Here is a 26,373-nt window from a genome sequence, read left to right as displayed (position 1 = left end):
ACAGTTTGCAACGAAATCGTTGTAGTTTTCGTAAGCAAATAAGAATTTGTTTACTTATTTTTTAATTTTAATGATTGATGTTTTAATGATTGATGTTTTTATATATTTGTCTGGATTTGAAAATTTATCACCTAATGATCAAACAAACAATTCTTACTTTACTCCTATTATTTGGTTTTTCAAATAATATAAATGCGCAATTTGGTTTTTCGCATGAAGTAGGAATTATAGCCGGACCTGTAGCTTTCCAATCTGATTATGGAGAACGCCACGATTTGAATACAAACTCTGGAAATACTGGTGTCGGAATTGGGATTATTCATTATTTAAATTTCTCTTACAAAGCTGAATGTAACTGTTATACTCCTGAAACTTATTTTAACGACCATTTTAAGTTAAGATCAGAACTTTCTTATAATAAAACCGAATTAAAACATTTTGGAGAATGGGTAGAACCAAATAAAACTTCTCTTAGAGCAGATCAATTACGCGCCATGAGAGGAACTACTGCAGTTACTAACATAGGAATGCAACTGGAATATTTCCCTCTTAGCATTCGTGATTTCACTGCAAGCATTGGTAGTTTAGGACCATTCATAAGTCTTGGGGGACAATTCAGTTATTATAATGCCGAAGCCTATTCAACAATGGGACCTTTAGGGACACCATTAACCACTTTTCCTAAATACTTAACCCCTTCAGATGGTCGAAATTATGGTTTTTCTACTGAAGGAGGATCGGTTTGGTCAGTAGTAACAAGCGTAGGAACCCGTTATAAACTGACTCCTTTACGAGATTTAATGGTCGATTTAAGATTCCAATATTTTTTCTCCAATTGGGTGGACGGATTAAATCCAAATCCGGAACTTTACAAAGAAAACAAAGCAAACGACTGGTTGGTTTGGTTAAATGTTGGATATATTTATTACTTACAATAGCAATTACAATCCTTTATAAAAAACAAAACCCCAATTCTGAATTTAGAATTGGGGTTTTGTTTTTTATAAATATTGTTTACGCTAATGCTTGTTTCAAATCTTCGATTAAATCTTCGGCGTCTTCAATACCTACGCTCAGTCGAACCAGATCATCCGTAATTCCAATTGCTGCACGTTTATCTTCCGGAATCGATGCGTGTGTCATTAAAGCAGGATGATTTGCCAATGATTCTACTCCACCTAAAGATTCGGCCAAAGTGAAAACTTTTAGCTTTTCAAGAAAGTCAATCGCATCCTCTTTTTTACCCGAAACAAAAGTAAAGGAAACCATTCCTCCAAAACCGCTCATTTGCTTTTTGGCAATTTCATGATACGGATGGCTTGGTAATCCTGGATAATAAACCCTTTTAATTTTTGGATGGTTACTTAAGAACTCCACTACTTTTCCCCCGTTTTCACAATGTCTTTCCACACGCAAATGCAAGGTTTTAATTCCTCTCAAAACCAAAAAACTGTCCATTGGCCCAAGTGTGGCTCCAGTTGCAAATTGTTGAAAATGCAATTGTTCTCCAAGAGCTTCATCTTTTACAATCAATGCTCCTGCAATAACATCAGAATGCCCACCAAGATATTTAGTTGCCGAATGCATGACAATATCAGCGCCTAAGTCTAATGGTTTTTGTAAATAAGGTGTTGCAAAAGTATTATCTACTGCAAAAAGGATTTTCTTCTCTTTGGTGATTTTAGCAATCTCCTGAATATCAGCAAGCTTCATCAATGGATTCGTTGGTGTTTCTACCCAAACCAATTTCGTATTTTCATTGATTAATGACTTGAACTGCTCCATGTCATTCATGTCCACAAAATGGAATTTTATGCCTGAATCTTTATAAATACGGGTGAACATTCGATACGTTCCACCATATAAATCGTCCATCGCAATGATTTCGTCACCCGCTTTAAAAGAACGTAAAATACAATCCGTAGCCGCTAATCCTGACGAGAAAGCCAATCCTCGTGTTCCGTTTTCAATACTTGCCAATGCATTTTCGAGCGCTGATCTGGTAGGATTAGCAGCTCTACTGTATTCATAATCCGGATTTATCGGGTGTCCGGGACTTGTTTGCACAAATGTTGACGTTTGATATACTGGCGGCATAACTGCTCCTGTACTTGGATCATGGTGTTGACCACCGTGAATAACTTTAGTATTAAATTTCATATCTAGATAATATTTGTTTTTTAATGGAATCCGGCATCAACATTCTTCTTATTTTGTGATTTTGAAACCTGCGATTTCCTATCGTTTAATATTCAAATGCTGAATTGTTTTACAAATTTACCTTTTAATTTATTCTAACCAAGCCGCAAGTTGATACCTTTGTATATAATTAACAATTTTGAAATGAAACACTTTATCCTTTTTTCGGTATTACTTTTTTCTGTGGCGCGTTGTTCTAACGAATTGGTTTTCGAAGAGCAATCTTTTCAGAAAAAAACGACTTTGCCCTGCAAGGAAAATTGCCCTCAGATAACTGTAAAAATTCCGGTCGCAAAAGATGTTCCCGTTGTTGCGGACAGCATCAATAAAAAAGTGTTTTCAGTATTGAAGGAGATTATTTATTTTGGCGAAAAGCCATATACTTCTACTAATTATAATGGATTGTTAGCTTCGTTTATTGATTCCTATGAAAAACTTCAGAAAGAATTTCCGAAAGATACTTTTGGCTGGGAAGGAAAAATAGAAGGAAGTGTAAAATACCAATCGGATAGTATTTTGAACATCGAAATCAAGCACTATACCTTTACCGGTGGCGCTCATGGCTATGAAGGATTGCGTTCGCTAATTTTCAATCCAGAAACCGGGAAATACATTCCGAACAATCAATTGTTTAAAAACAAGAATGCTTTTATGGCTTTCGCCGAAAAAAAATTCAGATCCAAATATAAGATCCCGGAAAACAAATCTATAAACGCAACTGGGCTAATGTTTGAGGACGAGAAATTTTATCTGCCACAAAATATTTTCTATACCGATAAAGGATTACTCCTTTATTACAATTCCTATGAAGCGGCATCGTATGCGGATGGGCCAAAAGAATTGTTGTTGTCTTACAAAGAAGTGAATGAATATTTGGCGGTTAAATAATAAATGGTCCTCAAAAAATTAAACCACACAAGAAATTTAAGGCCATATAATTTAGCGTTTTTAAAGTCCTAAATTATCATGTTCCCATAATAACCTAGCCCCGATAGCAGTGAAAATCCTTTTACTTTTTTTCTTTAAAAAAGTAAAAGATTGAAACAAATAGCGGGAAATAGCTCCTAAACAAACTTTCGAATACTCATCATCATTCCGGTGTGAACAGCTTCGTGATAGACGTTGAAAGACATGGCGTCTTCGGCAGTTTTTATCGTAAAACCGTTCATGGTAGTGAATTCCTGAAAGTGTTGGAATACTTTGTTCTCTAAATCAGATTTGGTTTGATTGATGGTTTCAAAAAGCAGGGATTGAATCTCCTCTACATCAGCCTGGGTTGCGTCTTGTTCCGGCTTGGTGCCTCTTTTATATTTTTCGATCATTTCATCCGAAATCATCATAGGCAAACCCGACAATTTGTAAACCAACATCTGCTGAACCACAACTATATGCCCAATATTCCAAATCAAATTATTGTTGTAGCCCACCGGAATTGCGTTGAGTTGCTCTAATGTATATCCTTGCAAAAACTTTGACAAGGTATTTCTACTGTTTTCGGTAATAGGGAATGTTTGATGCATTTTTCTAATTTTTTGATAAAAATAATCATTTTCCGTATCAAATGATTTTTCTTTGCACAAAGAAATCGCTATTTACATGGACAAAATATATTATCTCGCTTCTTGCGATACCTGCAGGAAAATTATAAAATCATTACCGAAAGACCATGATTTTAAGTTTCACGACATCAAACAAGACCCTATTATAGTGGAGGAATTGGAACAAATGCGCGAACTTTCCGGAAGTTATGAAGCACTTTTCAGCAAGAAAGCACAGTTGTACAAATCAATGGATTTAAAGAATAAATCTTTAAGCGAAGCCGATTTCAAGAAATACATTCTGGAACATTACACCTTTTTGAGTCGCCCTGTTTTTATCATCAACGACAAAATTTATATTGGCAATACACAGCAAAACATGTTGCAAGTAATGAAAGCCTTGGCGTAGACCAAAAACCATCAAAATTAGAACAAAACCATCAGTAATTCACCTCTTTGGGTGTTCGGTGGCTTTTCCTTATCTTTGACCTCTTTTAGAAAATTATATGATACAATCAATGACGGGTTTTGGTAAAGCCACTTTGCAATTACCAACCAAAAAAATCACGGTAGAAGTAAAATCCTTAAACAGTAAAGGTTTGGATTTGAATGTGAGAATGCCTTCTCTTTACCGCGAAATGGAATTGGGTTTACGCAACCAAATTGCCCTAAAACTGGAAAGAGGAAAAGTAGATTTTTCTATTTTTATCGAAAGTACTGCGGAACAAACTTCGACGAAAGTCAATGTGCCAATTGTGAAAGCATACATCAACCAGTTGAGAGAAGTCTATGCTGATGCTGATGAAACGGAACTAATGAAAATGGCTATTCGCATGCCGGATACCATGAAAATAGAGCGTGATGAAATCGATGAAAACGACTGGATACAAATACAAACCGTTATCGAGGAAGCGTTACAAAACATCTTGACCTTTAGAAGAGATGAAGGAATGTCTCTTGAAAAAGAATTTCAATTGCGAATAGGCAATATCCGTCAATACATGACCGAAGCTTTAGCGCTAGATCCAGAGCGCGTTCAGGCAATAAAAGACCGTTTGCAAACTGCAATTTCAGAACTAAAAGTGAACGTTGACGAAAATCGTTTTGAGCAGGAACTGATTTATTATTTAGAGAAATTAGACATCACCGAAGAAAAAGTTCGCTTGACCAATCACCTCGATTATTTCTTGGAAACCATCAACGGAACTGAAGCCAATGGTAGAAAACTAGGTTTTATTACCCAGGAAATGGGACGTGAAATCAACACGATGGGTTCTAAATCCAACCACGCACAAATGCAAAAATTAGTCGTTCAAATGAAAGACGAATTGGAAAAAATAAAGGAACAGGTGTTGAACGTATTGTAAAAATATATTAGGTAGAGACGCGATTCATCGCGTCTTTATGCATAAAAATAGAAACATTCATTGCGACTAGAATTAAATAACAACATGAGTACAGGAGGAAAATTAATTGTTTTTTCGGCACCATCTGGATCTGGAAAAACCACCATAGTTAGGCATTTATTAAGCAAAGAAGATCTGAATCTTGAATTTTCTATTTCCGCAGCAACACGTGAGGCACGTGGTGAAGAAATAAACGGAAAAGATTATTACTTTATGTCATTGGAAGAATTTAAAACCCACATCAAAAATGAAGATTTTGTAGAATGGGAAGAAGTCTATCGCGATAATTTCTACGGAACCTTAAAAAGCGAAGTGGAACGCATCTGGGCCAAAGGAAAAAATGTGATTTTTGATATTGATGTATCTGGAGGATTGCGTATCAAGCATAAATTCCCCGAAGAGACTTTAGCCGTTTTCGTAAAACCACCAAGCGTAGACGAGCTGAAAAGAAGATTAAAGGAACGCTCTACTGAAAGTGAAGACAAAATCAACATGCGAATTGCCAAAGCTTCTGTAGAATTGGCAACAGCCCCACAGTTTGACGTTATTATAAAAAACTACGATTTAAATATTGCTTTGGAAGAAGCGCATCAATTGGTAAAGAATTATGTTAAGGATTAAAAGATTGAAAATTAAAGAATTGAAAAATTCAAAGTTATTTCTAATCATTTAATTTTTAAATCTTTAAATTAAATTCATGAAAATAGGTCTTTATTTCGGAACGTTTAACCCCATACATGTTGGGCATCTCATCATTGCCAATCACATGGCGGAACATGCCGATTTAGACCAAGTATGGATGGTGGTTACGCCTCACAATCCTTTGAAGAAAAAAAGTACTTTACTAGATGATTATCATCGTTTGCAAATGGTGCATCTTGCTACCGAGGATTTTCCAAAAATCAAACCTTCGGATATTGAATTTAAATTATCACAACCTAATTACACCGTGAACACGCTAGTTCACTTACAGGAAAAATTTCCAAGTTACGAGTTCTCCTTAATCATGGGCGAAGACAATCTCAAGTCGTTGCACAAGTGGAAAAACTACGAAGCGATTCTGGCACATCATGCCATTTATGTCTATCCTCGACTTTCAACCGAAGCAGAGAATCTAATGTTTAAGGACCACCCAAAAATCCACATGATAGATGCTCCAGTTGTTGAAATATCGTCAACATTTATTCGGGATAATATCAAAAAAGGGAAAAATGTACAGCCTTTGTTGCCCCCAAAAGTTTGGGAATATATTGACCACAATAATTTTTATAGAAGTTAACTCAAAGCCCGTTTCAGTTCTGTTTCAATATTTTCGAAAATAGTACACAGATTCTCATTTTTACCCGATAATAAAAACACTTCCGTACTGGGCATTTGCTTGCTGTTCCATAGTAATTGCGCTTTTTTTGCCGCAATAAAATTCTTTGCATTGATATCCCAAACTACTCCAATTCCAGTATTTCTGGAAAGTATTTCGAGCATTTCATATTCGGACGGAATGATATAATTAGGAACCATCGAAGGTCTTTTTTTATTAAAAACATACAACCAAAATAATTTGATGTGTGGAATTTGTGCATTATGACTGAACCATTTTTGATCATTCAACCACTGTTCGATTGCCGTGAAATCTTTGATTTTAATATTCGATTTTAATTCGGAGGCATCAATAGTATTGGAACCTACAATGACTTGTTTGATTTCGCCCACCTTTTTCTGAATCGTGTCAAACGTATCGTATTTTTTGGTTACCACCGCAAAATCAAGTTTTTTAGAATCTACCAGCTCAAAAAGCGTGTCATTTTCATAAAAACTAAAATCAATAAAATCAAATTTTGAAATCAAACAACTTCCCAAACTGCTCATCAAGTGTTTCGAAATTCCAATTGAAATCAATCGATTCGCATCAAACGCTTTGGCACGAAAACCATTCTCCACATTTTCCAATCGGTCTAAAGCCTCGATGATTAGATTATTCAGTAACTTAGCATATTCCGTTGGCTCTACGCCTTTTGACTTTCGATTAAAAAGTTTATACCCCACATGCGCTTCCAACATTGATATTTGCTGACTTACAGCGGGTTGACTGATAAACAATTCTTTGGCAGCCAAAGAAAAATTTCCGTTTTTATAAACCGATTTGAACGTTCTGTACCATTCCAGATTGACCATGATATAAATATATTTATCACAAACATAATTTAAATTATTTTTACTAATAGCATATTCGCCTTAAATTTGTACAAACAAAATCAGTAATGAAGAAAATTGCATTCGTTTTTATTATAGCATTAACCGCAACTTGCATCCCTGCAACAGCACAAAATAAAAAAAGTATGAAAAAAGTATTATTTGTGGTTACCAGTCACGATAAATTAGGTAACACAGGAGAAAAAACAGGGTTTTGGACCGAAGAATTAGCGGCTCCTTATTACGAATTATTAGATAAAGGTGTTGCCATAGACATTGCTACTCCACTAGGAGGACAGCCGCCTATTGATCCAAAAAGTGAAGATCCATCTGCTGCAACTGAAGACACTAAACGATTTGATGCCGATACCGAACTATTGGATAAACTAAAAAATACGCATAAATTAGCAGATGTAAAAGAGTCTGATTATGATGCGGTTTTTTATCCGGGAGGCCACGGTCCACTTTGGGATTTAGCCGAAGACAAAACGTCAATCGCTTTAATTGAATCTTTTTACACACACAATAAACCAGTTGGTTTTGTTTGTCATGCTCCTGGAGCTTTGAAAAGTGTAAAAATAAATGGGGAGTTTTTAGTAAAAGGTAAAAAAGTAACCGGATTCTCTAATACCGAAGAGGAAGCGGTAGGTTTAACTAAAGTGGTTCCTTTTTTACTGGAAGATGTTTTACAAAATAATGGCGCTACGTATAGCAAAGTTGCAGACTGGCAACCGTATGCCGTGGAAGATGGGTTACTAATTACAGGTCAAAACCCGGCTTCCTCTAAACTTGTTGCCGAAAAAATATTAAATCAATTAAACGCAAAAAAATAAACATGTTAAATTTCGAATTATACAATCCTACCCATTTAATTTTTGGAAAAGGACAAATTGAAAAATTACCAACATTAGTACCGCAAGGAGCAAAAATTCTTTTGGCGTATGGTGGTGGAAGTATTTTTAAAAACGGCATTCACGAGCAAGTAATCAACAACCTAAAAGGTTTTGATATTGTAGAATTTGGCGGAATAGAGGCCAATCCGCGTTTTGAAACATTGATGAAAGCCGTAGCGATTATTAAGGAACAAAACATTGATTTTATTCTTGCTGTTGGTGGTGGATCGGTAATTGACGGAGTAAAATTCATCTCAGCAGCCGTACACTTTGACGGAAATCCAATTGATATTCTTAAAAAGAGAATCATGTTTACAGAAGGTTCAAAAGTAGTGCCTTTTGCAACCGTTTTGACCTTACCCGCAACCGGAACCGAAATGAATTCTGGTGCTGTTATTACGATTGAAGCCACTCAGGAAAAATTAGACTTTGGTGGTTCGGCCATGTTCCCAAAATTCTCTATTTGTGATCCAACTGTAATCGCCTCTTTACCAAAAAGACAATTGCAAAATGGTGTTGTTGATGCTTACGTACACGTTTTAGAGCAATATTTAACCTACCCACATGACGGATACCTTCAAGATCGAATTGCAGAAAGTATTTTACAAACGCTGATTCAAGTAGGTCCCGAAGTAGTTGAAAATCCTACAGATTATGCCTTGGCTTCTAATTTTATGTGGAGTTGTACGATGGCTTTAAACGGATTAATCCAAAAAGGAGTTCCTTCGGATTGGGCGACGCACATGATTGGGCACGAATTAACGGCTTTATACGAAATCGATCATGCCAGAACTTTGGCAGTTGTAGGTCCAAATTTATTCCGAGTAATGTTTGAAACCAAAAAAGGAAAATTAGCACAATACGGGAAACGCATTTTTAATTTAACCGGAAGTGACGATGAGATTGCTAATGAAGCCATCAATAAAACCGTAGAATTTTACCACACGATGGGAATGCAAACCAAATTATCTGATTATACAAAGGACTTTGAAAAAACGGCTGATTTTATTGTAACTCGTTTTGAAAAGAGAGGTTGGAAAGCTTTGGGTGAAAAACAAAACATTACTTTAGAAAAACTACAAACCATTGTAGAAATGAGTTATTAATTCAAATAATCCTGATGCTGATTGACATTGGCACAAATAAAAAGGCGTTCTCCTATTTAAATGGGAACGCCTTTTAAAATACTAAAACAAAACCAACTAATTCAATATGCATTATAATTGTTAAATGATTAATTTATAATCATATATAACGCAAATTGAATATACATATTGTGTTAAAAAACAAAAAAAGTAAACTTATTTTTTTTGTTAGCAATAGTGTCTTTTTGAAAACTCTTAAGATGCCAGTTTCTTGTTCCAATTTTATTTGTATAATCACTACTTTTTTAAGTACTTTTGATTAAATCTAATAAAAAAATGACCGAAAACATAAAATTTGCAGTGATTGGCGGAGGAAGTTGGGCAACTGCTATTGCAAAGATGCTATGTGTAAATCTTTCGGAGATTTCTTGGTATATGCGTAATGAAGCTGCTATAGAACACATTAAAACCTACAAACACAATCCAAATTATCTGAGTTCTGTTGAATTTGATGTCAAAAAACTGAAACTCACCAGTGATATCAATGAGGCTGTTGGGTATGCGGATTATATCATTTTTGCAATTCCATCTGCCTTTTTAGATACTGAATTAGAAAAATTAACCGTTTCGTTGCAAGATAAAATCATTTTTTCGGCGATAAAAGGCATCGTTCCCGAAACGAGTTTGATTGTAGGCGAACATTTTCATGTAAAATATGACATTCCTTATTATAATATAGGTGTAATTACCGGACCTTGTCACGCGGAAGAAGTGGCTATGGAACGATTATCGTATCTGACTATTGCCTGTGGTGATGATGAAAAAGCCAAAATTGTAGCTAAAAATCTATCCGGAAACTACATTAAAACAAAGATTACAGATGATATTATAGGAACTGAATACGCTGCCATGCTAAAAAATATTTATGCAATTGCAGCCGGAATGGCTCACGGATTAGGCTATGGCGACAATTTTCAGTCGGTGTTGATGAGCAATGGGATACGGGAAATGAAAAAATTCATCAAGAAAGTCCATAAAATGAAACGCAATATCAACGATTCGGCATATTTAGGCGATTTATTGGTTACCGGGTATTCTGTATTCTCCAGAAACAGAATGTTCGGGAATATGATTGGTAAAGGTTACACCGTAAAAAGCGCCATGATGGAAATGAGCATGGTTGCCGAAGGGTATTATGCTGCAAAAAGCGCTTATAAGCTCAATCAAGGGTACGGAGCCAAAACTCCCATCATAGATGCCGTTTATGCGATTTTATATGAAGGTAGGGATGCTAAAACTATTTTTAAGGCTCTAACAGATCAGTTAGATTAGCACTTGTAAAACAATTAAATTTCTTTAAATCTAAATAAAAACAAAGGCACTAATCTATATAAAGATAGTGCCTTTGCTTTTATAATTATTTTAATTTGGCTTGAGCCGAAATAGATTTACCTCACAATAACGCCGTCAACGAATAAAATAGGTACTTCTTCGACAAAATCCTCATGGAGGGAATGTGCCTTGAAAATGAATTTCTTGTCATGTAATTTATCTCCTATGAAATAAGTCACCATAAATTCATTGTTGAGTGCCACAACACTTTTTTCTATCATTTCTATTTTGATCACGGAAACGGGCGGAACTTCCACAAAAGCGTGACGCAAAAGAGAGGTTTTTTTCATCTCGCCGTCAATGGTTCCAAAAGCTTTGGAAACGACCATCACACTTTCGATAAGGAAATCACTATCGTTTATTAAATAGGCGTACCATACTTTTTCCATGAAATCGTCGCTCCATTCCTGAACTGCGGCTAGGAATACGTTTTCTACCTCGGGGATGATAATATCTTTTTTCATAAGTAAGTCGTAAGGTCTAAGGTCGTAATGTCTTAAAGGCGAATGAAAATCTAGAACAGCTATTTCGTTTGACTTTTGACATTAAAACTTTTGACTAAATTGAGGATTTGAATTGCTCCAAGAAACGAACGTCATTTTCGTAAAACATACGGATATCGCCGATTTGATACAACAACATGGCGATTCTTTCGATTCCCATTCCGAATGCGAAACCGTTGTACTCGTCAGGATTGATGCCACAGTTTTTCAAAACGTTAGGATCCACCATTCCGCAACCCATAATTTCTAACCAACCGGTTCCTTTGGTGATTCTATAATCGGTTTCTGTTTTCAGACCCCAATAAATATCAACCTCAGCACTTGGCTCAGTAAATGGAAAATAAGACGGACGCAAACGGATTTTTGATTTTCCGAACATCTCTTTGGTGAAATACAAAAGCGTTTGTTTTAAGTCGGCAAAAGAAACGTCTTTGTCAATGTATAGACCTTCCACTTGGTGAAAAATACAGTGTGAACGGGAGGAAACGGCTTCATTACGAAAAACTCTTCCCGGAGAAATCGTACGAATTGGCGGTTTGTTGTTCTCCATGTAACGCACCTGAACGGATGATGTGTGCGTGCGCAACAAAATATCAGGATTCGTTTGTATAAAAAAGGTGTCTTGCATGTCACGCGCCGGGTGGTATTCCGGTAAGTTCAATGCGGTGAAATTATGCCAGTCGTCTTCAATTTCAGGACCTTCGGAAACGTTGAAACCAATGTTTGAAAAGATATCAATAATTTGGTTTTTTACCAATGAAATAGGATGACGGGAGCCAATAGTTATGGGTTCAGCCGAACGTGTCAAATCCCCATAAAAACCTTTGATTTCTTCTTTATTTTCTAAAGCTTCCTGTATGGTTTTTACTTTTTCTTCGGCAGACGTTTTAAGCAAATTGATTACTTGTCCAAATTCCTTCTTTTGTTCGTTAGGAACATTTTTGAATTCAGCAAAAAGGTTTTTTAAAAGCCCCTTAGTTCCAAGAAATTTAATTCGGAATGCTTCTAAATCGGCTGTATTTTGCGTTGAGAAGGCTTGTGCTTCACCAATATATTCTTTTATCTTGTCTATCATTTTCATCCAATAATTGAGAGTGCAAATTTAGGAAATTTGTTCCAAGTATACTCTTTAAAGTTTAAAGTTTCATTTCTAAATTGTGACATTGTTTCCTTAGTCCTAAAACATCCTTTTTTTAACCATATAAAAAATGTAAGAGCATTTAAACCCGAGCTTGAACCGTTTTTATGAAAAATTTATATTTTCTTAAATTCCTTTTATAATTTAATCTATAAGTTCTCTTTCAATAAAATAATTTACAATGGCTTCTTTCATTAAAACCGATTGCTCCCCAGCTTTTAGTGGCGGCAACTCCTCTTTTACTTTGTAATGCGGCCATCCTTCTTCATCAAAAAATTCAAATTCATAGAATCCATAAGGCTCTAATAACCTGCAAATCGCGATGTGCATCAGGTTCAATTTTTCGTCTTTCTTGTATTCACTATGTACTTTCCCCAGTTCTTGTACGCCAATTAAATAAATAATTGCATCAAGATCTAAATCTTCTCCTTGAGAAAACTGATTAGAAAGTATATTTACAAGCTGTTCCCAGCGTTCTTTAAGTTGTGTGTCTCTTGACATTTTGTTGAATTATGAATTATGAATTATGAATTATTACATCATAAATCATATAATTATTTGGGCAAAGATAAGAACTTGAAATTTGGCAATTGATACTGAACTTTCTTTTATATTTGCACTTTTTCTTTATAAAATATAATTATGAGTTTTTTAGATATGGTTTTGGGTGTATTACTTGCCTTTGCTTTGTATAAAGGCATTAGAAATGGACTTTTTATTGAATTAGCTTCTTTAGTTTCATTAATAGTTGGGATTTATTTGGCTATAAAATTTTCCTCTCTTATAAAAGGAATGTTGGCAGGATTTGTTCATTGGAATCCCCATACTATTCAGGTTATTGCTTTTGTGCTCACATTTATCCTTGTTGTGATTGGAATATCATTATTGGGGAAGTTCCTCACCGGAATAGCAGATTTAGCCTTTTTGGGCTGGTTAAATAAATTGGGGGGTGGTTTTTTCAGGGTATTAAAAACTGTTTTGATATTAGGAATTGTATTCGCTGTTTTCGAAAAAATAAATTATCACAATTTTATAGCCAAAAAAGAGACATTGGATAAATCTGTGTTTTATAATCCCATCCAGAAAACAGCTCGGTTTATGTATCCTTCGATAGAGAAATGGTACGATGGTTTGAAGAAAAAGCAGTAGTTTTCAGGTGACAACCTACAGATGGAGAATAAAAAAGAACACTTATCTAGAGAAAGAAATCTTTGGATCGAAAATCTGAAATCTAAACCTACTTCACTTCCTTTATCGCGCTACTCTCAATCCAGCCTTCCGTTCCATCCGTTAATTGCACTTTTTTCCATTTTCCGATGATTTCCTCTACGTACACTTTGGTCCCTTCGTGAAGCACAAATAGTGCCGGACCTCCATTTCTGGGTTCGCTTTTTACCTCTGCAATTTCTGCAAAAACAATAGCCGGTTTTTCAGTGTCATAATGACTTTTTTCGAAAATTGCTGATGAGACACTTATCAGAATCAGAAAAATAAGGACAAACATTCCAAAAAAGAATATCCTTTTGGACACTGTTGTGTGTGAAAAATAATATCCCAGAAAAAACAACAAGAATGATGTTGCAATCCCCACTGAAATCCAGGCCCAGGTATTGTAATGATAAATCCCTGTAAAATCACGGACTAGCTTTCCAAAACCAACTTTTGGGATTATTTTAATTTCATCAATGGTTCTTTTTTGAGCAAATTTTAAGTTGTTACCACTGTCGCTATCATTTGGATTGAGCACTAATGCTTTTTCATAATTGTAAATCGAAGGCGCTACTTTATTCAATTTATAATAGGCATTTCCTAAATTAAAATACAATTCTGATGAATGCTTGTTGTCTTTCAAAACACTTTCGTAGGCTGTAACGGCTTCCTCATATTTCCCTTTTTCATAGTAGGTGTTCCCTTTTTCGAAGCCGTTTTGGGCAAAGAAAACTTGGGTTGAAAGTAAGAGTATATATATTATATTTTTCATTTCTATTTTTATTACCACGAAGGCACTGTTTTATTTTTTTGTCACGAAGGCACAAAGTTATTAACTCAATAATTAGTTCAATCTGCGTTGTGTCTAAGTGTTTATTTTAAATACCTATTTAAGCAATCTGTTTTTCTAATTGGGAGATTATCGCTACCGCTTTATCAAAATCCTGTTGTATCGTGACACTTGACGATGGCGCATAACGGGCTACTTCACAGTTCTCCGTAAGTCTAATAAAATCATTTACTGCCTCTGGATTTGCATTCCTTGACAACAAAAGGTCCTGAATATTATCTTTGCTCATTTCCGAAGTCTCAATATGCAATTTAGCTTTCAGGAAATTATGCATCGCTTTTTCAAGTGCTATATAAAATAATTCTTTGTTGTTGATTTGCTTTTTGGCTTCCGATAAATATTTCTTTGCCAGTCTATTATTCATTCGGATTCGATTTCCGGTAATATCGCCGTCAATAGCTTCTTTTTTCTTTTTGAATAATACAATCAAAGGCAATAACAGAAACGGGAAAAATACCAATCCGTAAAACAAATTGGACCCAAAGAAATCTTTCTTATTGATGTTCAAAAGATTGCTCTTCAACTTAATGAATTTGAATTGTTCTACGTTTGTTATTTTATTCTTATTCTCCCCAGCATTTGAAGCTGCAGTAGCATCCGAAGCTGTAGGACCATCCAATACATTAATCATTATTTCTTTTGAACTTATGGTTTTATACGTTCCTGAACCCAAATCAAAATAAGAAAACTGTAATGGTTTTATAGGATAATTCCCTTTATACTGCGGGATGATGGTATAACTATCCGAAATTTTTCCTGACATTCCTGAAAGCGGCGTATTTACCTGCTCATTGTGAACGGCATCATACATTTCTAAAGCATTGGGAACAATTGGTTTTGGCAAACTGAATAATTTCATATTCCCTTTCCCGGTTACGCTTACAACTAAATCAAGGCTTTCCCCGTTTTTTAAATTGGTCTTTGTTGGTGTTACTTTAAAATCAAAATTTCCAACAGCTCCCGAAAAATCTTCCGGTTTTCCTGCTTCAGGAAGTGCTTTGACAGCAATCGTTTTTGTTCCCGCTGAAACCCTTTTACTACCGTCAGTAACTATTACACGTCCAAACATATCGCGACGGTTTGTAGGCAATTGCACATCAATATCCAATGATAAGGGTTCTATTGCCAGTTTCCCTGATTTTTGCGGATATAAAACCGTTTTTCTTAATACTACATAACGGTATTTCTGTCCTTTAAACATTCCTTCTTCTGCAACAAGCTGCTTGATATCAATGTTTTGACTCCAAAAATCATTGTATTTTGGTTTATTGAGTTCTCGCCAATTAGTGATTCCAATATTATAACTGAAATACAGTTTATAAACCACTGTAATCGGTTCGTTGATAAACGGATTTGTTTTAGAAATATCCGCTACCAGATAAATATTATCATCTGCGGAAACACTTGTATCGTTAGGATCTCTGGGCTGTTCTGTTGCCGCAGTAACATTAATTCTTATGGGTGATGTTTTATAAATTTGCCCGTTATATTCTATCGCAGCCTGCTTGATAACTAATGATCCTTTTTGATTTGGCAAAAGAAAATAAGAATATATTTTCTCAAAAGAACTCTTGCCATTTACCCATGATTGACTCACTTGCTGACTTGGCCCTGCTAGTATTCTAAATCCGTCAAAAGAGGGCTGGTTAAAATTATCCCCATCTACATTCATTATAAAATCGATACGAAGTCTTTCGTTTAAGCCTAGCATGGTTTTACTCACCCTAGCCTCAAATTGTACTTGAGCGCTAAGTGAGTTACACACTATTAAAACTAGTACTGCTATAAATCTTTTCATGTTTAAATTATCTAATTGAATTACCAATCTTTCTCTGTTTTCATTGGTTTTCCTTTTACTCTTTGGGCATTCACTTTATCCTGAACTTTCTTTTCTTCCTTATTTACGGCGTCCAAAAGATTTTCTAACCGTTCTTTAGAGATTCCGCCAGGCGCTGGTTTTGGCTCTCCTTTATCATCTGGCTTAGGACCTTTATTGTCTTTATCCTTATCTCCTTTGTCGTCTTTCTTGTCTTTTTTATCTTTGTTGTCGTCTTTTTTCTTATCGTCTTTTTTCTTGTCTTTGTCTTTATCCTTATCGCTTTTCTTATCGTCTTTCTTGTTATCATCCTTTGGCGGATTTTCTTTTAGCTTCTTCTTTGCCAAAGCGTAATTATAACGGGTTTCTTCATCTGTAGGATCATTTCGCAAGGCATTTTTATAGGCTTCCACCGCTTGCGTATAATCCTTTTCTTTCATAAGTACATTTCCTAGATTATGAAAGGCTTGGTGTTTATCCGGTCTTGATTTGGCGTTTTTTAATGCTTTTGCGTAAGCAAATTTTGCCTCTGCAACTTGGTTTTGCTTATAAATGGCATTTCCTAAATTGTAAGGAGCAACCGTTTTATTCGGAAATTTTGAATCCGAAATTCTGTAATTAGCCTCGGCATCCACAAATTTATTTTCAGCATATTCCTCATTTGCTTTAGGCAATATCCTGTCTTTCTGTTGTGCGTTTACAACATATGAAAGGAGTAATAAAAGATGTAAAATTAAGTTTTTCATTTTATTTTTTAAATGTAAGTGTCAAGGTATATTTTTATTTTGTTCCAATAATGGAGCATCTTCCTTATACTTTGCGCTTTATATTTTATTTATTCTCGTTAAATAAATTCAATTTGTTTACCCAACTTGTTTTTCTTTCCAAAAGAAAAATATCCAAAAATAAGAGAACAAAAGCAAAACCTAAAAACCATTGAAATTGGGATTGAAAGTCGGCCATTTCGGTAGCTTCAAATTCTGTTTTTTGAATTTTATCCAAAGCATTCTTGATATATTCCAGCACTTCTTTGGTATTATTCCCGTTTACATATCCGCCCTTTGTTGCTTTTGCAATAGCTTTTAGACTTTCTTGATTTAATTTGGTAATAACCACTTCATTGTTATTGTCTCTTTTAAAACTTTCAACAATACCGTTTCTTTTTAAAGGAATGGGACCTCCTTTTTCAGTTCCTACACCTATTGTGATGATTTTCACGCCTAATTTATTGGCCTCTTCCGCAGCTTCTTCCGCTCCTTCGGCATGGTCTTCACCATCGGAAATCATAATCAATAACTTACTCGTTTTTTTATCGTCAAAATAAGTCGTAGACAATTTGATTGCTTCGTTGAACGAGGTTCCTACAGAGGAAACCATGTCAGTATTCATGCTTTGCAAATACATTTTTGCCACACTATAATCAGTAGTAATGGGCAACACAGGAAAGGCACTCCCGGCATAAGCCACAATTCCTATTCTGTCACTCCCTAATTGATTGATAATTTGCGAAACGATTTGCTTGCTTTTATCCAACCGATTGGGTGCTACATCTTCGGCCAGCATACTTTTGGAGACATCCATTGCAAAAACAATATCAATCCCTTCTCGTTTTACCGTTTCCATTTTGGTGCCTATCTTTGGATTTACCAATCCAAGAATTAGCCCAAGTAATGCTAATAATAACAATACTAACTTCAAAATTGGTTTAAAAACAGAGCTTTCCGGGCTTAGTTTTTTTACCATCTCTAAATCTCCAAACTCGCGTTGTTTTTTTCTTTTCCAATATAAATTAACCAGGAAAACCAACACCACAAGGGGTAGTATAAAAAGAAGGTATAAATATTTTTTTTCGTCTAATTCCATTTTTTTTCTTTTAGTTGCAGTTTAAACCTGAAAACTACGACTGAAATTATATAAAGCTTTTAAAAACTGTATTTCGCAATCCTATCTCTAGTAATAGCAAAAACCCTGTAAACCATACAAATGACCTGAATTTTTCATCATAATCATAGAATTTCAATTCTTCAATTTCTGTGGTCTCCAACTTGTTTATTGTTGCATAAATTTCGGCTAACTTGCTATTACTGGTAGCCCTAAAATATTTTCCACCCGTATTGTTTGCAATTTTTTTCATCATTTGCTCATCAATCTCCACTTTCATCATTTGAAAGAGAAATTTTCCATTTGGTGCAACTGCGTACGGAAATAGTGCCATTCCGTTTGTTCCTATTCCTATAGTATATACTTTTATTCCATATTGTTTAGCAATATCCGAAGCTGTGTCTGGCTCAATGAATCCGGCATTGTTCACGCCGTCAGTCATCAGAATAATCACTTTGCTTTTTGCTTTACTGTCCTTCAATCTATTTACAGCAGTAGCCAATCCCATCCCTATTCCTGTTCCATCTTTTAGAACGCTATCGTATTTTATACTTCGGATAGCATCCAAAATAACTGCTTTATCGCTTGTTACAGGCGTTTTTGTATACGCCTCAGAAGCATAAACCACCAATCCGATTCTATCATTTGGTCGTTCTTCAACAAAATCCGCAGCTAATCTTTTCAGGGCCTGCATCCTATCGGGCTTCAAATCTTTGGCAAGCATACTCCCGGAAACATCTACTGCCAAAACAATGTCGATTCCTTTCGTAGTTTTAGTTTTATTACTGACATCAACCGTTCTGGGTCTTGCCATTGCCACAATTAAAGAAGACAAAGCCAGTACTCGAAACACATTCAACACAGGCTTAAGCTTTGTCAAATAAGAAGTTGTTCCTTTAAATCCTTGTAAGGAACTTATTTTTAACGTTGCTGATTGTTGGTTCTTTTTCCAAAACAGCCAGACAATCGCAACTGGAATCAGAAGAAACAACCAAAAAAATTCTGGGTTTAAAAAAGTTATTTTAGCCATTATTTACTTGCTTGTTTTAATTCGACAGAACTCAAAACGCGTTCTGATATAGTATTTGCATACGTGTCTCCTTCTTCATGGAAGAGTAAAATTTGTTGTAATCCGCCTTCCTGACTAAACAATAATGCTTCATAATATATTTTCACGCTGCTTTGTTTATCATCATCTATTTTCTGAAATGTTCCGTATGCTTTAAGTCCTTTAATTCCTTCTTTGGTTTCAAAGTCTTCTTGTTTCACAATTATATTTTGCGCCCCTTGCGCTTCTAATGATTGCAATGCACCATCCATTGATTTTTTCAAATCTATTTCGGTTTCTTTTTTATACTTTAAAGTAGAAACCATCAGATAAAAGTGATCTGAAACACTTCCATAGGCAAAAGATTGCATTTCTTTAACTAACGCCATTCCGTCTTTTGGCAGCGTTTTAGTCAAATCAACTCTCTTCAGTACTTTTGGCGTTTCTATTATAACCCCTGGATTTCCGTAATCACTTTTCACCCATTCGCCCTCCAATAATTCTTTAGTGGGATTCCCAAAAACATTGTCTTTTACATAATCAAATCCTTTGATAACAATGAAAAAAGTGGTGGTTCCTACCAGTAAAAAGGCCACCGAAACAACGGCAGTAACAATCCGTTTCTTTCTCTTTTTTAATAATTGAATTTGTATCTGTTTTTGTCTTTGTGCCTCGTTCAATAAAACATCTTCTTCTGCAGGAACCTCCACAGGAATAGAATTGTCTAACGTCAGAATTGCTTTTTGAATCTTATTTCGATCTTCGGTGATTTCAAAATCCAAAGGTTTCGATTTTGCAAATTTCACTAAATCGGCTTGTTTCAAAACACGTTCCAGATTTTCGATTATTTCCTGCGAAAGCGTCATTTTCTTTTTGACAGAAGCCGCTTTAAGCCCTTGAATCAGTTCCGAAGTGGTGCTTTCCATTGCTGGAATTTCTATTGCTTCTTCGATATAATTTCTGGCAATATCCGTCAATTCGCTGTAATAGGCTTTCACTTCTCCTTTTTGCCAAAGCTCTTTTTTCTCTAAAGTATCCAGCAAACTAGTCGCTTTTTCTATTGGAGTTTTATAGATTTCTTCTTGCAATTTTTTCTTTTGGTGTTTTTTAATGTACCAATAAATCAAAACTCCTATTCCAACAATCAAGGCGATTATCAAAAGATATTTCCACCAATCTCCTATGGAATTATCCGCTGGAGCGATGCCCTTGATATCGAACATTTTTTGTTTTAAAGTATCCACTTTAACATTCGCCACTTCAACCAAAAGTGAATCTGTTAGAAACGGCTTGCTGTTGATAAAAATCTTTATACTCGGAATAACATACCGACCGGAATCAAATTGGGTTAATCCGTATTTTTTTACCAATTCATAACGACCATCCGTTTTTATGGTATCAATAGGATAGGACTGAATTACTTCTAAAGCACCAAAGTTTTTTAGTTTTGGAAAAATCACTTTAGAGGATGTGTCAACCGTCGTTTTTATAGATAGTTTAAATTCCGCCCCAATTTTATTTTTAATCGTGTCAATACTTGTGACTACTTGTTTTTGTTGTGCAAAAACAGCCGTTGTAACCAGTAAAAAAAGCAGGTAAAGTCTAATTTTCATTTTTATATTAAATATTTTTTCCTCACCCCAGCCCTCTCCAAAGGAGAGGGAGCCGAGTCTTGAAAATTTTAATCCTTTATCATCTCCTCCCCTTCGGGGAGGCCGGGAGGGGATTTATCTCGATTTAAAATAACTCAGCAATTTCGTCACATAACTTTCGTCAACTCTAGTATTTACAACCCCTGAACCTGATTTGCTGAATGTTTCTTTAAAATAGTTCACTTTATCGTGGTACTGTTTCTCATAATTCATTCTCACTAATTTTGAACCCGTATTTATCAGTTCGATTGCTCCGGTTTCAGCATCAAGCATGGAAACCATCCCTAAATTCGGCATTTTTTCTTCTCGTATGTCGTACACGCGAATACCCGTTATATCGTGTTTTTTGGAAGCTATTTTCAATGTATGTTCGTAATCCTCCGACATGAAATCAGAAATCACAAAGACTATAGCTTTCTTTTTCTGGGTTCCTGATAAAAATTTCAAGGCTTGTGCAATATCTGTTTTACGGCTTTTCGGCTGAAATTCTATCAATTCCCGGATGATACGCAACACGTGCGATCTTCCTTTTTTGGGTGGAATATACAATTCAATTTCATCAGAAAACAAAATCAAACCTATTTTGTCATTGTTTTGTGTCGCCGAAAAAGCCATTGTCGCGGCAATCTCCGTGACAATATCCTTTTTGAATTGGTTTTTCGAACCAAAACTTTCCGAACCCGAAATATCAACCATTAACATCATGGTCAATTCACGTTCTTCCTCAAAAACTTTTACGTGTGCTTCATTATAACGTGCGGTTACATTCCAATCAATTGCACGGATATCATCTCCGTATTGGTATTGGCGCACTTCGCTAAACGTCATTCCGCGTCCTTTGAAAGAGGTATGATATTCTCCCGAAAAGATGTGATCGCTCAATCTTCGGGTTTTGATTTCTATTTTTCGTACTTTTTTTAAAAGCTCTTTTGTATCCATTTGATTGTTGATTGCTGATTAACGATTGCTGATTTCAGATCCAAATCTGAAACCATATATCAAAAATCTTAAATCTTTTTAAGGCACTTCTACTTCGTTTATTATTTTGTTAATGATATCAACCGAAGTAATATTTTCGGCTTCGGCTTCATAGGTAATTCCTATTCTGTGACGCAATACATCATGAACAACAGCACGAACATCTTCTGGAATTACATATCCACGACGTTTGATAAAGGCGTAACATTTTGCGGCATTCGCCAAATTGATACTTCCACGCGGTGAAGCTCCAAAACTGATTAATGGTTTTAAATCAGCCAATTTATATTTCTCTGGGTAACGTGTGGCAAAAATGATATCCAGTATGTATTTCTCTATTTTTTCATCCATGTAAACTTCACGAACCGCTTCTTGAGCGCGTAAAATCTGTTCTACCGAAACTACAGCATTTACTTTTTCGTAACTCCCTTTCAGGTTTTGGCGAATTACCAAACGCTCGTCTTCCATTTTTGGATAATCAATAACCGTTTTCAACATAAAACGATCGACCTGAGCTTCAGGCAATTGGTATGTTCCTTCTTGCTCAATTGGATTTTGCGTAGCTAAAACTAAAAAGGGACGGTCTAGTTTAAAAGTAGTATCACCAATAGTCACTTGCTTTTCCTGCATGGCTTCTAATAATGCCGATTGCACTTTGGCTGGCGCACGGTTAATCTCATCAGCAAGGACAAAATTAGCGAAAATAGGACCTTTTTTTATCGAAAATTCATTTTGTTTGATGTTGTAAATCATTGTCCCAACAACATCGGCAGGCAATAAATCAGGAGTAAACTGTATTCTGCTGAAAGATCCTTGAACAGCTTGTGAAAGAGTATTTATCGCTAATGTTTTTGCTAATCCGGGAACTCCTTCTAACAAAATATGTCCCTGACCCAAAAGCCCAATTAATAAACGCTCCACCATGTGCTTCTGACCCACAATAACCTTGTTCATTTCCATTGTGAGAAGGTCTATAAAAGCACTCTCTCTTTCAATTTTTTCATTGATTGCTCTAATGTCTAAAGTCGCTGTATTTTCTTCCATTTTATTATTTTTAAAACCTTGAATTTAATGCCTTCGTTTTGATGGTGCAAATTGAATTTTTTTTTAGACGTAAGATGTTAAAAAATGGTTAAAACTTCGACCAAACCCTTAATTTTAAGGACGAATTATGATACAATTTACCTATTTTTAAGAACTTTGAAAAATATGCTTTGAATTCGAGGATTTACGAATTTCAATAAAAAATAAAAACCATGAGTAAAACAAAATTATCACCTATTGTTGCTGGTGTCATGAATTGGGGAATTTGGGATAAAAATCTCAATACCAAAGAAATGGAAAACATGATTAATATCTGTTTAGAAAACAAAATCACCACCTTTGACCATGCAGATATATACGGTGATTATACCACCGAATCTGAGTTTGGAAAAGCATTTGCTTCCAGCAAAATAGCCAGAGAAAAAATACAATTGATATCCAAATGTGGTATCCAAATGGTGACGGAAAACCGTAAAAACACCATAAAACATTACGATTATTCGAAAACCCATATTATTTGGTCTGTTGAAAATTCCTTAAAAAATTTACACACGGATTATCTTGATGTCTTTTTATTGCACAGACCAAGTCCTTTGATGCAGGCAGATGAAATTGCTGAAGCCGTTTTGAAACTAAAATCAGATGGAAAAATTATAGATTTTGGTCTTTCTAATTTTACTTCTTCGCAGACTGAATTGATTCGTCAGAAAACAGAAATCAGCTACAATCAAGTGCAATTTTCGGCTACCAACTTCGAACCTATGCTTGACGGAAGCTTTGATTATATGCAGACGAACAACATTCGTCCTATGTCATGGAATCCATTGGGATGCGTTTTTAGACAAGACATTCCGCAAACCCATAGACTTAAAAAATTATTGGCAACATTAGTTTCAAAATACCATTTAGGTTCTGATACGATTTTACTTTCCTGGATTTTAAAACATCCTGCCAAAGTGATTCCTATTGCAGGAACGGTTAATGTCGCAAGAATTCAAGCGTTGATGAAAGCCGTCGAATTAGAATTGGAAAAAGAAGATTGGTTTGCCATTTGGTCAGAAAGCATGGGGAAAAATGTTCCCTAATCAGGTTGCAGATTGCAAAAAATAGAAAAGAGATGATTGAAAAAACATAAAAAAACCCATGAGTAAAATAGCCTTTGTAACTGGTGCAACCAGCGGAATTGGAGAAGCAACAGCGCGAATATTATCCAAAAATAATTATAAAATTATTCTTTGCGGAAGACGTGAAGACCGATTAATTGCTCTCGAAAAAGAGCTTTCGGAATGGACTGAAATTCATACGTTATCATTTGATGTTCGGGATAAAAAAGCTGTTTTTGAAAGCATCAATTCCTTGCCTGAGGCATTTTCTAAAATTGATGTTTTAATTAATAATGCCGGAAATGCGCATGGTATGGATCCCATCCAAAATGGCGATTTAGACGATTGGGATGCGATGATTGACATCAATGTAAAAGGGCTGTTGTATGTTTCGAAAGCTATAATTCCGAGAATGATTGAACAAAAATCAGGTCATATTATCAACATTGGTTCTATCGCGGGGAAAGAAGTGTATGTAAACGGAAATGTATATTGTGCTTCAAAACATGCCGTTGATGCCCTGAACCAAGCTATGCGCATGGACTTAAATCCTTATGGAATTCGGGTTGGCGCCATTCATCCCGGAGCGGTTGAAACCGAGTTTAGCGAAGTGCGTTTCAAAGGTGATACTGACAGAGCCGCTACTGTTTATAAAGGTTTCAAAGCCTTACAGCCAGAGGATATAGCTGACATTATCCATTTTGTAGTTTCCCGACCTCATCATTTGAATATTGCCGATTTGATTGTATTCCCGACGGCACAAGCTTCTCCGACTATTTTAAATAGATCTTTAGACAATTAGATTGTCTGACTGTTCGATTTTGGAAAGACTTCTAAAATCGAATAGTCTAACAATAGAAATAAAATAATAATTAATCGTATGATCAATAAACGCATTCTTATCAAAAACCTTCTTGCTCACAATGATGAGAGCAGTTTTTATGACAAAAAGCGTCAGTTGAATTTACATACCCGAGAGGGAAAAGGCAAGTTTTTGAAACACATTTGTGCTTTATCCAATTCGAATCCTACGAACAATTCCTATATAGTTGTAGGAGTTGAAGATCAAGACAATACCATTGTTGGGGACGACTTTTTTGACGACAGTCGAATTCAAAATTTAGTGAATGCGTATCTGGAGAATCCACCGAAAATTCAGTACGAAAATGTACCGTTCCCTAATTTGCCTAAGGACAAAGTAATCGGATTAGTAACCATCAAACCAAAAAGCAAAACGTCCTATTTCAAAAAAGGAATTCATACCATTCCTGCCAATTCAGTTTTTATTCGACGCGGTAGTAATACGATGCCAATCGAAGGCGAAATCGAAAAAAATTACCAGAACACGGAAACCGTAATTGGCATTGAAAATAATTCAAGAAATAGCATCGAATATACACTGGATGGTGTGATTGATTTCATGAATTTCAGGCACAAAGACATGGCACCAAAATATAAAGTCTTCAAGGAATTATTTGTGATTTGCTGGGCCGGGATTGCCAAAAAATCCCGTGATAAAACCTATTTATCACGCGTAGATATTGAACTGATAAATGAACAAATCAAGCTGTTTTACTCCGCTCAAGATGTGGTGGAAATTACCTTTGACGAGGATACTTTTACAATCGTGGAATATGTTCCTTTAGGTTTGAACGACAAAACGAGTTATTATCCTTTAGAAAAACAAACCATTCATTTTCATGATAATGGTTATTACAAAATTGAAAGAGAAATACTTTTCCAACCACCAGAATTCAATAAGAAAATGTTGTTTCATATTTATAATGCCAATATTTCTTTACTAAAAAAACTCCAAAAAGGACTTTCATTATCCGAAAGAGAACACAAAGATTTAGAGAACTTGCCTTCCACTTTTATGATTTGTTACCTCAACGGTTTTGAAGAAGCCAAACAAAAACTGATTGACGCCAAACTACTCTTGAAACCATTTACGCAAGTGTATTTGTCCTTTAAAGAAGCATTACGAATTTTGAGAAAGATGAAATATGATGTACAGTGAAAAGTAGAAATTAATTGGTAATTCCTCTAGATAGTTTTAAGACCACAAAGCCGCTAACCAATCTATGAATTCATTTATCACTCGACATACAAAACTGGTCACTAGAAGCAACAAAGCGAGAACTGCATTCATCTAATATGTGTTTTAAGTTTTTGTAAAAATAACCTAAAATATTTTATCAAAGTATCACCAAAAATAGTGATTTTTTTGTTGTATTGAAATAGTGATTTGAATAATCATTTAAAGTTTTTCCCGACCACATTAACTTCGAAATAAAAAGTATAAATCCTAGCTATCCTGAGCGGGAGACAATCGCAGAGAGCAGTCGTTATATAGAACCGTTCAAACAGCTTTACGTACAACACAACTTTTGAAAAAGCCATAAATAACTTAAAAATTGCCTTTCAAAATAGTATTCATGATTGAAA

The 26,373-nt window shown here is 35.3% G+C and carries 27 protein-coding genes; 13 read left to right on the top strand and 14 right to left on the bottom strand.

The window, feature by feature from the left end:
- The first annotated feature begins 134 nt into the window (after nucleotides 1-134).
- Nucleotides 135-938, top strand: a complete 804-nt coding sequence (locus ACM55M_RS02730; RefSeq protein ID WP_416855954.1) for a THC0290_0291 family protein — start codon at nucleotides 135-137, stop codon at nucleotides 936-938.
- Nucleotides 939-1,014: 76 nt separating this feature from the next.
- Here ACM55M_RS02730 and ACM55M_RS02725 read toward each other — a convergent pair whose 3' ends face one another.
- A complete protein-coding gene (locus ACM55M_RS02725) occupies nucleotides 1,015-2,160 on the bottom strand; it encodes a cystathionine gamma-synthase (protein ID WP_416855953.1) in 1,146 nt (381 codons plus the stop codon).
- A 183-nt stretch (nucleotides 2,161-2,343) separates the two neighbouring features.
- On the opposite strand from ACM55M_RS02725, the gene ACM55M_RS02720 reads away from it, so the two are divergent.
- On the top strand, nucleotides 2,344-3,087 hold the full coding sequence (locus tag ACM55M_RS02720; protein ID WP_416855952.1) for a DUF3298 and DUF4163 domain-containing protein: 744 nt from the start codon (nucleotides 2,344-2,346) through the stop codon (nucleotides 3,085-3,087).
- A gap of 176 nt (nucleotides 3,088-3,263) precedes the next feature.
- Here the strand turns inward: ACM55M_RS02720 and ACM55M_RS02715 are convergent, their stop codons facing one another.
- The gene (locus ACM55M_RS02715) at nucleotides 3,264-3,719 is read right to left on the bottom strand and encodes a DinB family protein (protein ID WP_416855951.1); all 456 of its coding nucleotides are present in this window, start codon (nucleotides 3,717-3,719) and stop codon (nucleotides 3,264-3,266) included.
- A 76-nt stretch (nucleotides 3,720-3,795) separates the two neighbouring features.
- Between ACM55M_RS02715 and ACM55M_RS02710 the strand changes: the two genes are divergently transcribed.
- From ACM55M_RS02710 to nadD, 4 genes are all read left to right on the top strand, one after another.
- A complete protein-coding gene (locus ACM55M_RS02710; RefSeq protein WP_416856284.1) occupies nucleotides 3,796-4,146 on the top strand; it encodes an arsenate reductase family protein in 351 nt (116 codons plus the stop codon).
- A 97-nt stretch (nucleotides 4,147-4,243) separates the two neighbouring features.
- Nucleotides 4,244-5,104 carry a YicC/YloC family endoribonuclease gene (locus ACM55M_RS02705; protein ID WP_416834649.1) on the top strand — a complete coding sequence of 287 codons (861 nt, stop codon included), beginning with the start codon at nucleotides 4,244-4,246 and terminating at the stop codon, nucleotides 5,102-5,104.
- An 84-nt stretch (nucleotides 5,105-5,188) separates the two neighbouring features.
- Nucleotides 5,189-5,764, top strand: a complete 576-nt coding sequence (gmk, locus tag ACM55M_RS02700; RefSeq protein ID WP_416855949.1) for a guanylate kinase — start codon at nucleotides 5,189-5,191, stop codon at nucleotides 5,762-5,764.
- 76 nt (nucleotides 5,765-5,840) lie between these two features.
- Complete coding sequence (gene nadD / locus ACM55M_RS02695; RefSeq protein WP_416855947.1) at nucleotides 5,841-6,422, top strand: nicotinate (nicotinamide) nucleotide adenylyltransferase; 582 nt, start codon at nucleotides 5,841-5,843, stop codon at nucleotides 6,420-6,422.
- Here nadD and ACM55M_RS02690 read toward each other — a convergent pair.
- Nucleotides 6,419-7,315, bottom strand: a complete 897-nt coding sequence (locus ACM55M_RS02690) for a LysR family transcriptional regulator (RefSeq protein WP_416855946.1) — start codon at nucleotides 7,313-7,315, stop codon at nucleotides 6,419-6,421. The genes nadD and ACM55M_RS02690 overlap by 4 nt on opposite strands.
- An 86-nt stretch (nucleotides 7,316-7,401) precedes the next feature.
- Between ACM55M_RS02690 and ACM55M_RS02685 the strand changes: the two genes are divergently transcribed.
- From ACM55M_RS02685 to ACM55M_RS02675, 3 genes are all read left to right on the top strand, one after another.
- Nucleotides 7,402-8,166, top strand: a complete 765-nt coding sequence (locus tag ACM55M_RS02685; RefSeq protein WP_416855945.1) for a type 1 glutamine amidotransferase domain-containing protein — start codon at nucleotides 7,402-7,404, stop codon at nucleotides 8,164-8,166.
- A 2-nt stretch (nucleotides 8,167-8,168) separates the two neighbouring features.
- Nucleotides 8,169-9,332 (top strand): iron-containing alcohol dehydrogenase, encoded by a 1,164-nt coding sequence (locus ACM55M_RS02680; RefSeq protein ID WP_416855943.1) that lies wholly within the window; start codon nucleotides 8,169-8,171, stop codon nucleotides 9,330-9,332.
- A 315-nt stretch (nucleotides 9,333-9,647) separates the two neighbouring features.
- Complete coding sequence (locus tag ACM55M_RS02675; RefSeq protein WP_416855941.1) at nucleotides 9,648-10,643, top strand: NAD(P)H-dependent glycerol-3-phosphate dehydrogenase; 996 nt, start codon at nucleotides 9,648-9,650, stop codon at nucleotides 10,641-10,643.
- Nucleotides 10,644-10,759: 116 nt separating this feature from the next.
- Here the strand turns inward: ACM55M_RS02675 and ACM55M_RS02670 are convergent, their stop codons facing one another.
- The 3 genes from ACM55M_RS02670 to ACM55M_RS02660 form a co-directional block, all read right to left on the bottom strand.
- Entirely contained in the window at nucleotides 10,760-11,167 is a 408-nt protein-coding gene (locus tag ACM55M_RS02670; protein WP_416855940.1) for a hypothetical protein, read from the bottom strand.
- A 94-nt stretch (nucleotides 11,168-11,261) separates the two neighbouring features.
- Entirely contained in the window at nucleotides 11,262-12,281 is a 1,020-nt protein-coding gene (gene pheS, locus ACM55M_RS02665) for a phenylalanine--tRNA ligase subunit alpha (RefSeq protein ID WP_416855939.1), read from the bottom strand.
- A 207-nt stretch (nucleotides 12,282-12,488) separates the two neighbouring features.
- Nucleotides 12,489-12,845 (bottom strand): hypothetical protein, encoded by a 357-nt coding sequence (locus tag ACM55M_RS02660; protein ID WP_291248106.1) that lies wholly within the window; start codon nucleotides 12,843-12,845, stop codon nucleotides 12,489-12,491.
- 141 nt (nucleotides 12,846-12,986) lie between these two features.
- Between ACM55M_RS02660 and ACM55M_RS02655 the strand changes: the two genes are divergently transcribed.
- Nucleotides 12,987-13,493 carry a CvpA family protein gene (locus ACM55M_RS02655; protein ID WP_416855938.1) on the top strand — a complete coding sequence of 169 codons (507 nt, stop codon included), beginning with the start codon at nucleotides 12,987-12,989 and terminating at the stop codon, nucleotides 13,491-13,493.
- A gap of 88 nt (nucleotides 13,494-13,581) precedes the next feature.
- Here ACM55M_RS02655 and ACM55M_RS02650 read toward each other — a convergent pair whose 3' ends face one another.
- The 8 genes from ACM55M_RS02650 to ACM55M_RS02615 all read right to left on the bottom strand — a co-directional run bounded on the left by ACM55M_RS02650 (nucleotide 13,582) and on the right by ACM55M_RS02615 (nucleotide 22,822).
- The gene (locus ACM55M_RS02650) at nucleotides 13,582-14,325 is read right to left on the bottom strand and encodes a tetratricopeptide repeat protein (RefSeq protein WP_416855937.1); all 744 of its coding nucleotides are present in this window, start codon (nucleotides 14,323-14,325) and stop codon (nucleotides 13,582-13,584) included.
- Nucleotides 14,326-14,443: 118 nt separating this feature from the next.
- The gene (locus ACM55M_RS02645) at nucleotides 14,444-16,201 is read right to left on the bottom strand and encodes a BatD family protein (RefSeq protein ID WP_416855936.1); all 1,758 of its coding nucleotides are present in this window, start codon (nucleotides 16,199-16,201) and stop codon (nucleotides 14,444-14,446) included.
- A gap of 20 nt (nucleotides 16,202-16,221) precedes the next feature.
- Complete coding sequence (locus tag ACM55M_RS02640; RefSeq protein ID WP_416855934.1) at nucleotides 16,222-16,965, bottom strand: tetratricopeptide repeat protein; 744 nt, start codon at nucleotides 16,963-16,965, stop codon at nucleotides 16,222-16,224.
- Nucleotides 16,966-17,050: 85 nt separating this feature from the next.
- On the bottom strand, nucleotides 17,051-18,082 hold the full coding sequence (locus tag ACM55M_RS02635) for a VWA domain-containing protein (protein ID WP_416855933.1): 1,032 nt from the start codon (nucleotides 18,080-18,082) through the stop codon (nucleotides 17,051-17,053).
- 46 nt (nucleotides 18,083-18,128) lie between these two features.
- A complete protein-coding gene (locus ACM55M_RS02630; RefSeq protein WP_416855932.1) occupies nucleotides 18,129-19,130 on the bottom strand; it encodes a vWA domain-containing protein in 1,002 nt (333 codons plus the stop codon).
- On the bottom strand, nucleotides 19,130-20,761 hold the full coding sequence (locus tag ACM55M_RS02625; protein WP_416855931.1) for a hypothetical protein: 1,632 nt from the start codon (nucleotides 20,759-20,761) through the stop codon (nucleotides 19,130-19,132). The genes ACM55M_RS02630 and ACM55M_RS02625 overlap by 1 nt, the downstream gene beginning before the upstream one ends.
- A gap of 114 nt (nucleotides 20,762-20,875) precedes the next feature.
- Complete coding sequence (locus ACM55M_RS02620) at nucleotides 20,876-21,739, bottom strand: DUF58 domain-containing protein (RefSeq protein ID WP_416855930.1); 864 nt, start codon at nucleotides 21,737-21,739, stop codon at nucleotides 20,876-20,878.
- 78 nt (nucleotides 21,740-21,817) lie between these two features.
- Nucleotides 21,818-22,822 carry an AAA family ATPase gene (locus ACM55M_RS02615; protein ID WP_416842314.1) on the bottom strand — a complete coding sequence of 335 codons (1,005 nt, stop codon included), beginning with the start codon at nucleotides 22,820-22,822 and terminating at the stop codon, nucleotides 21,818-21,820.
- Nucleotides 22,823-23,034: 212 nt separating this feature from the next.
- On the opposite strand from ACM55M_RS02615, the gene ACM55M_RS02610 reads away from it, so the two are divergent.
- From ACM55M_RS02610 to ACM55M_RS02600, 3 genes are all read left to right on the top strand, one after another.
- Nucleotides 23,035-23,907: an aldo/keto reductase gene (locus tag ACM55M_RS02610; RefSeq protein WP_416855929.1), complete on the top strand. Its 873-nt coding sequence runs from the start codon at nucleotides 23,035-23,037 to the stop codon at nucleotides 23,905-23,907.
- A gap of 58 nt (nucleotides 23,908-23,965) precedes the next feature.
- Nucleotides 23,966-24,727 (top strand): SDR family NAD(P)-dependent oxidoreductase, encoded by a 762-nt coding sequence (locus tag ACM55M_RS02605; protein WP_416855928.1) that lies wholly within the window; start codon nucleotides 23,966-23,968, stop codon nucleotides 24,725-24,727.
- A 78-nt stretch (nucleotides 24,728-24,805) separates the two neighbouring features.
- Nucleotides 24,806-25,945: an ATP-binding protein gene (locus ACM55M_RS02600; RefSeq protein WP_416855927.1), complete on the top strand. Its 1,140-nt coding sequence runs from the start codon at nucleotides 24,806-24,808 to the stop codon at nucleotides 25,943-25,945.
- Nucleotides 25,946-26,373 lie beyond the last annotated feature (428 nt).

It is taken from the genome of Flavobacterium galactosi (assembly GCF_048158585.1).
In the GTDB taxonomy this organism is placed as follows: Bacteria; Bacteroidota; Bacteroidia; order Flavobacteriales; family Flavobacteriaceae; genus Flavobacterium; species Flavobacterium galactosi.
Note: the sequence above shows the minus strand (reverse complement) of the source record. Positions and strands in the feature narration are given on the sequence as shown.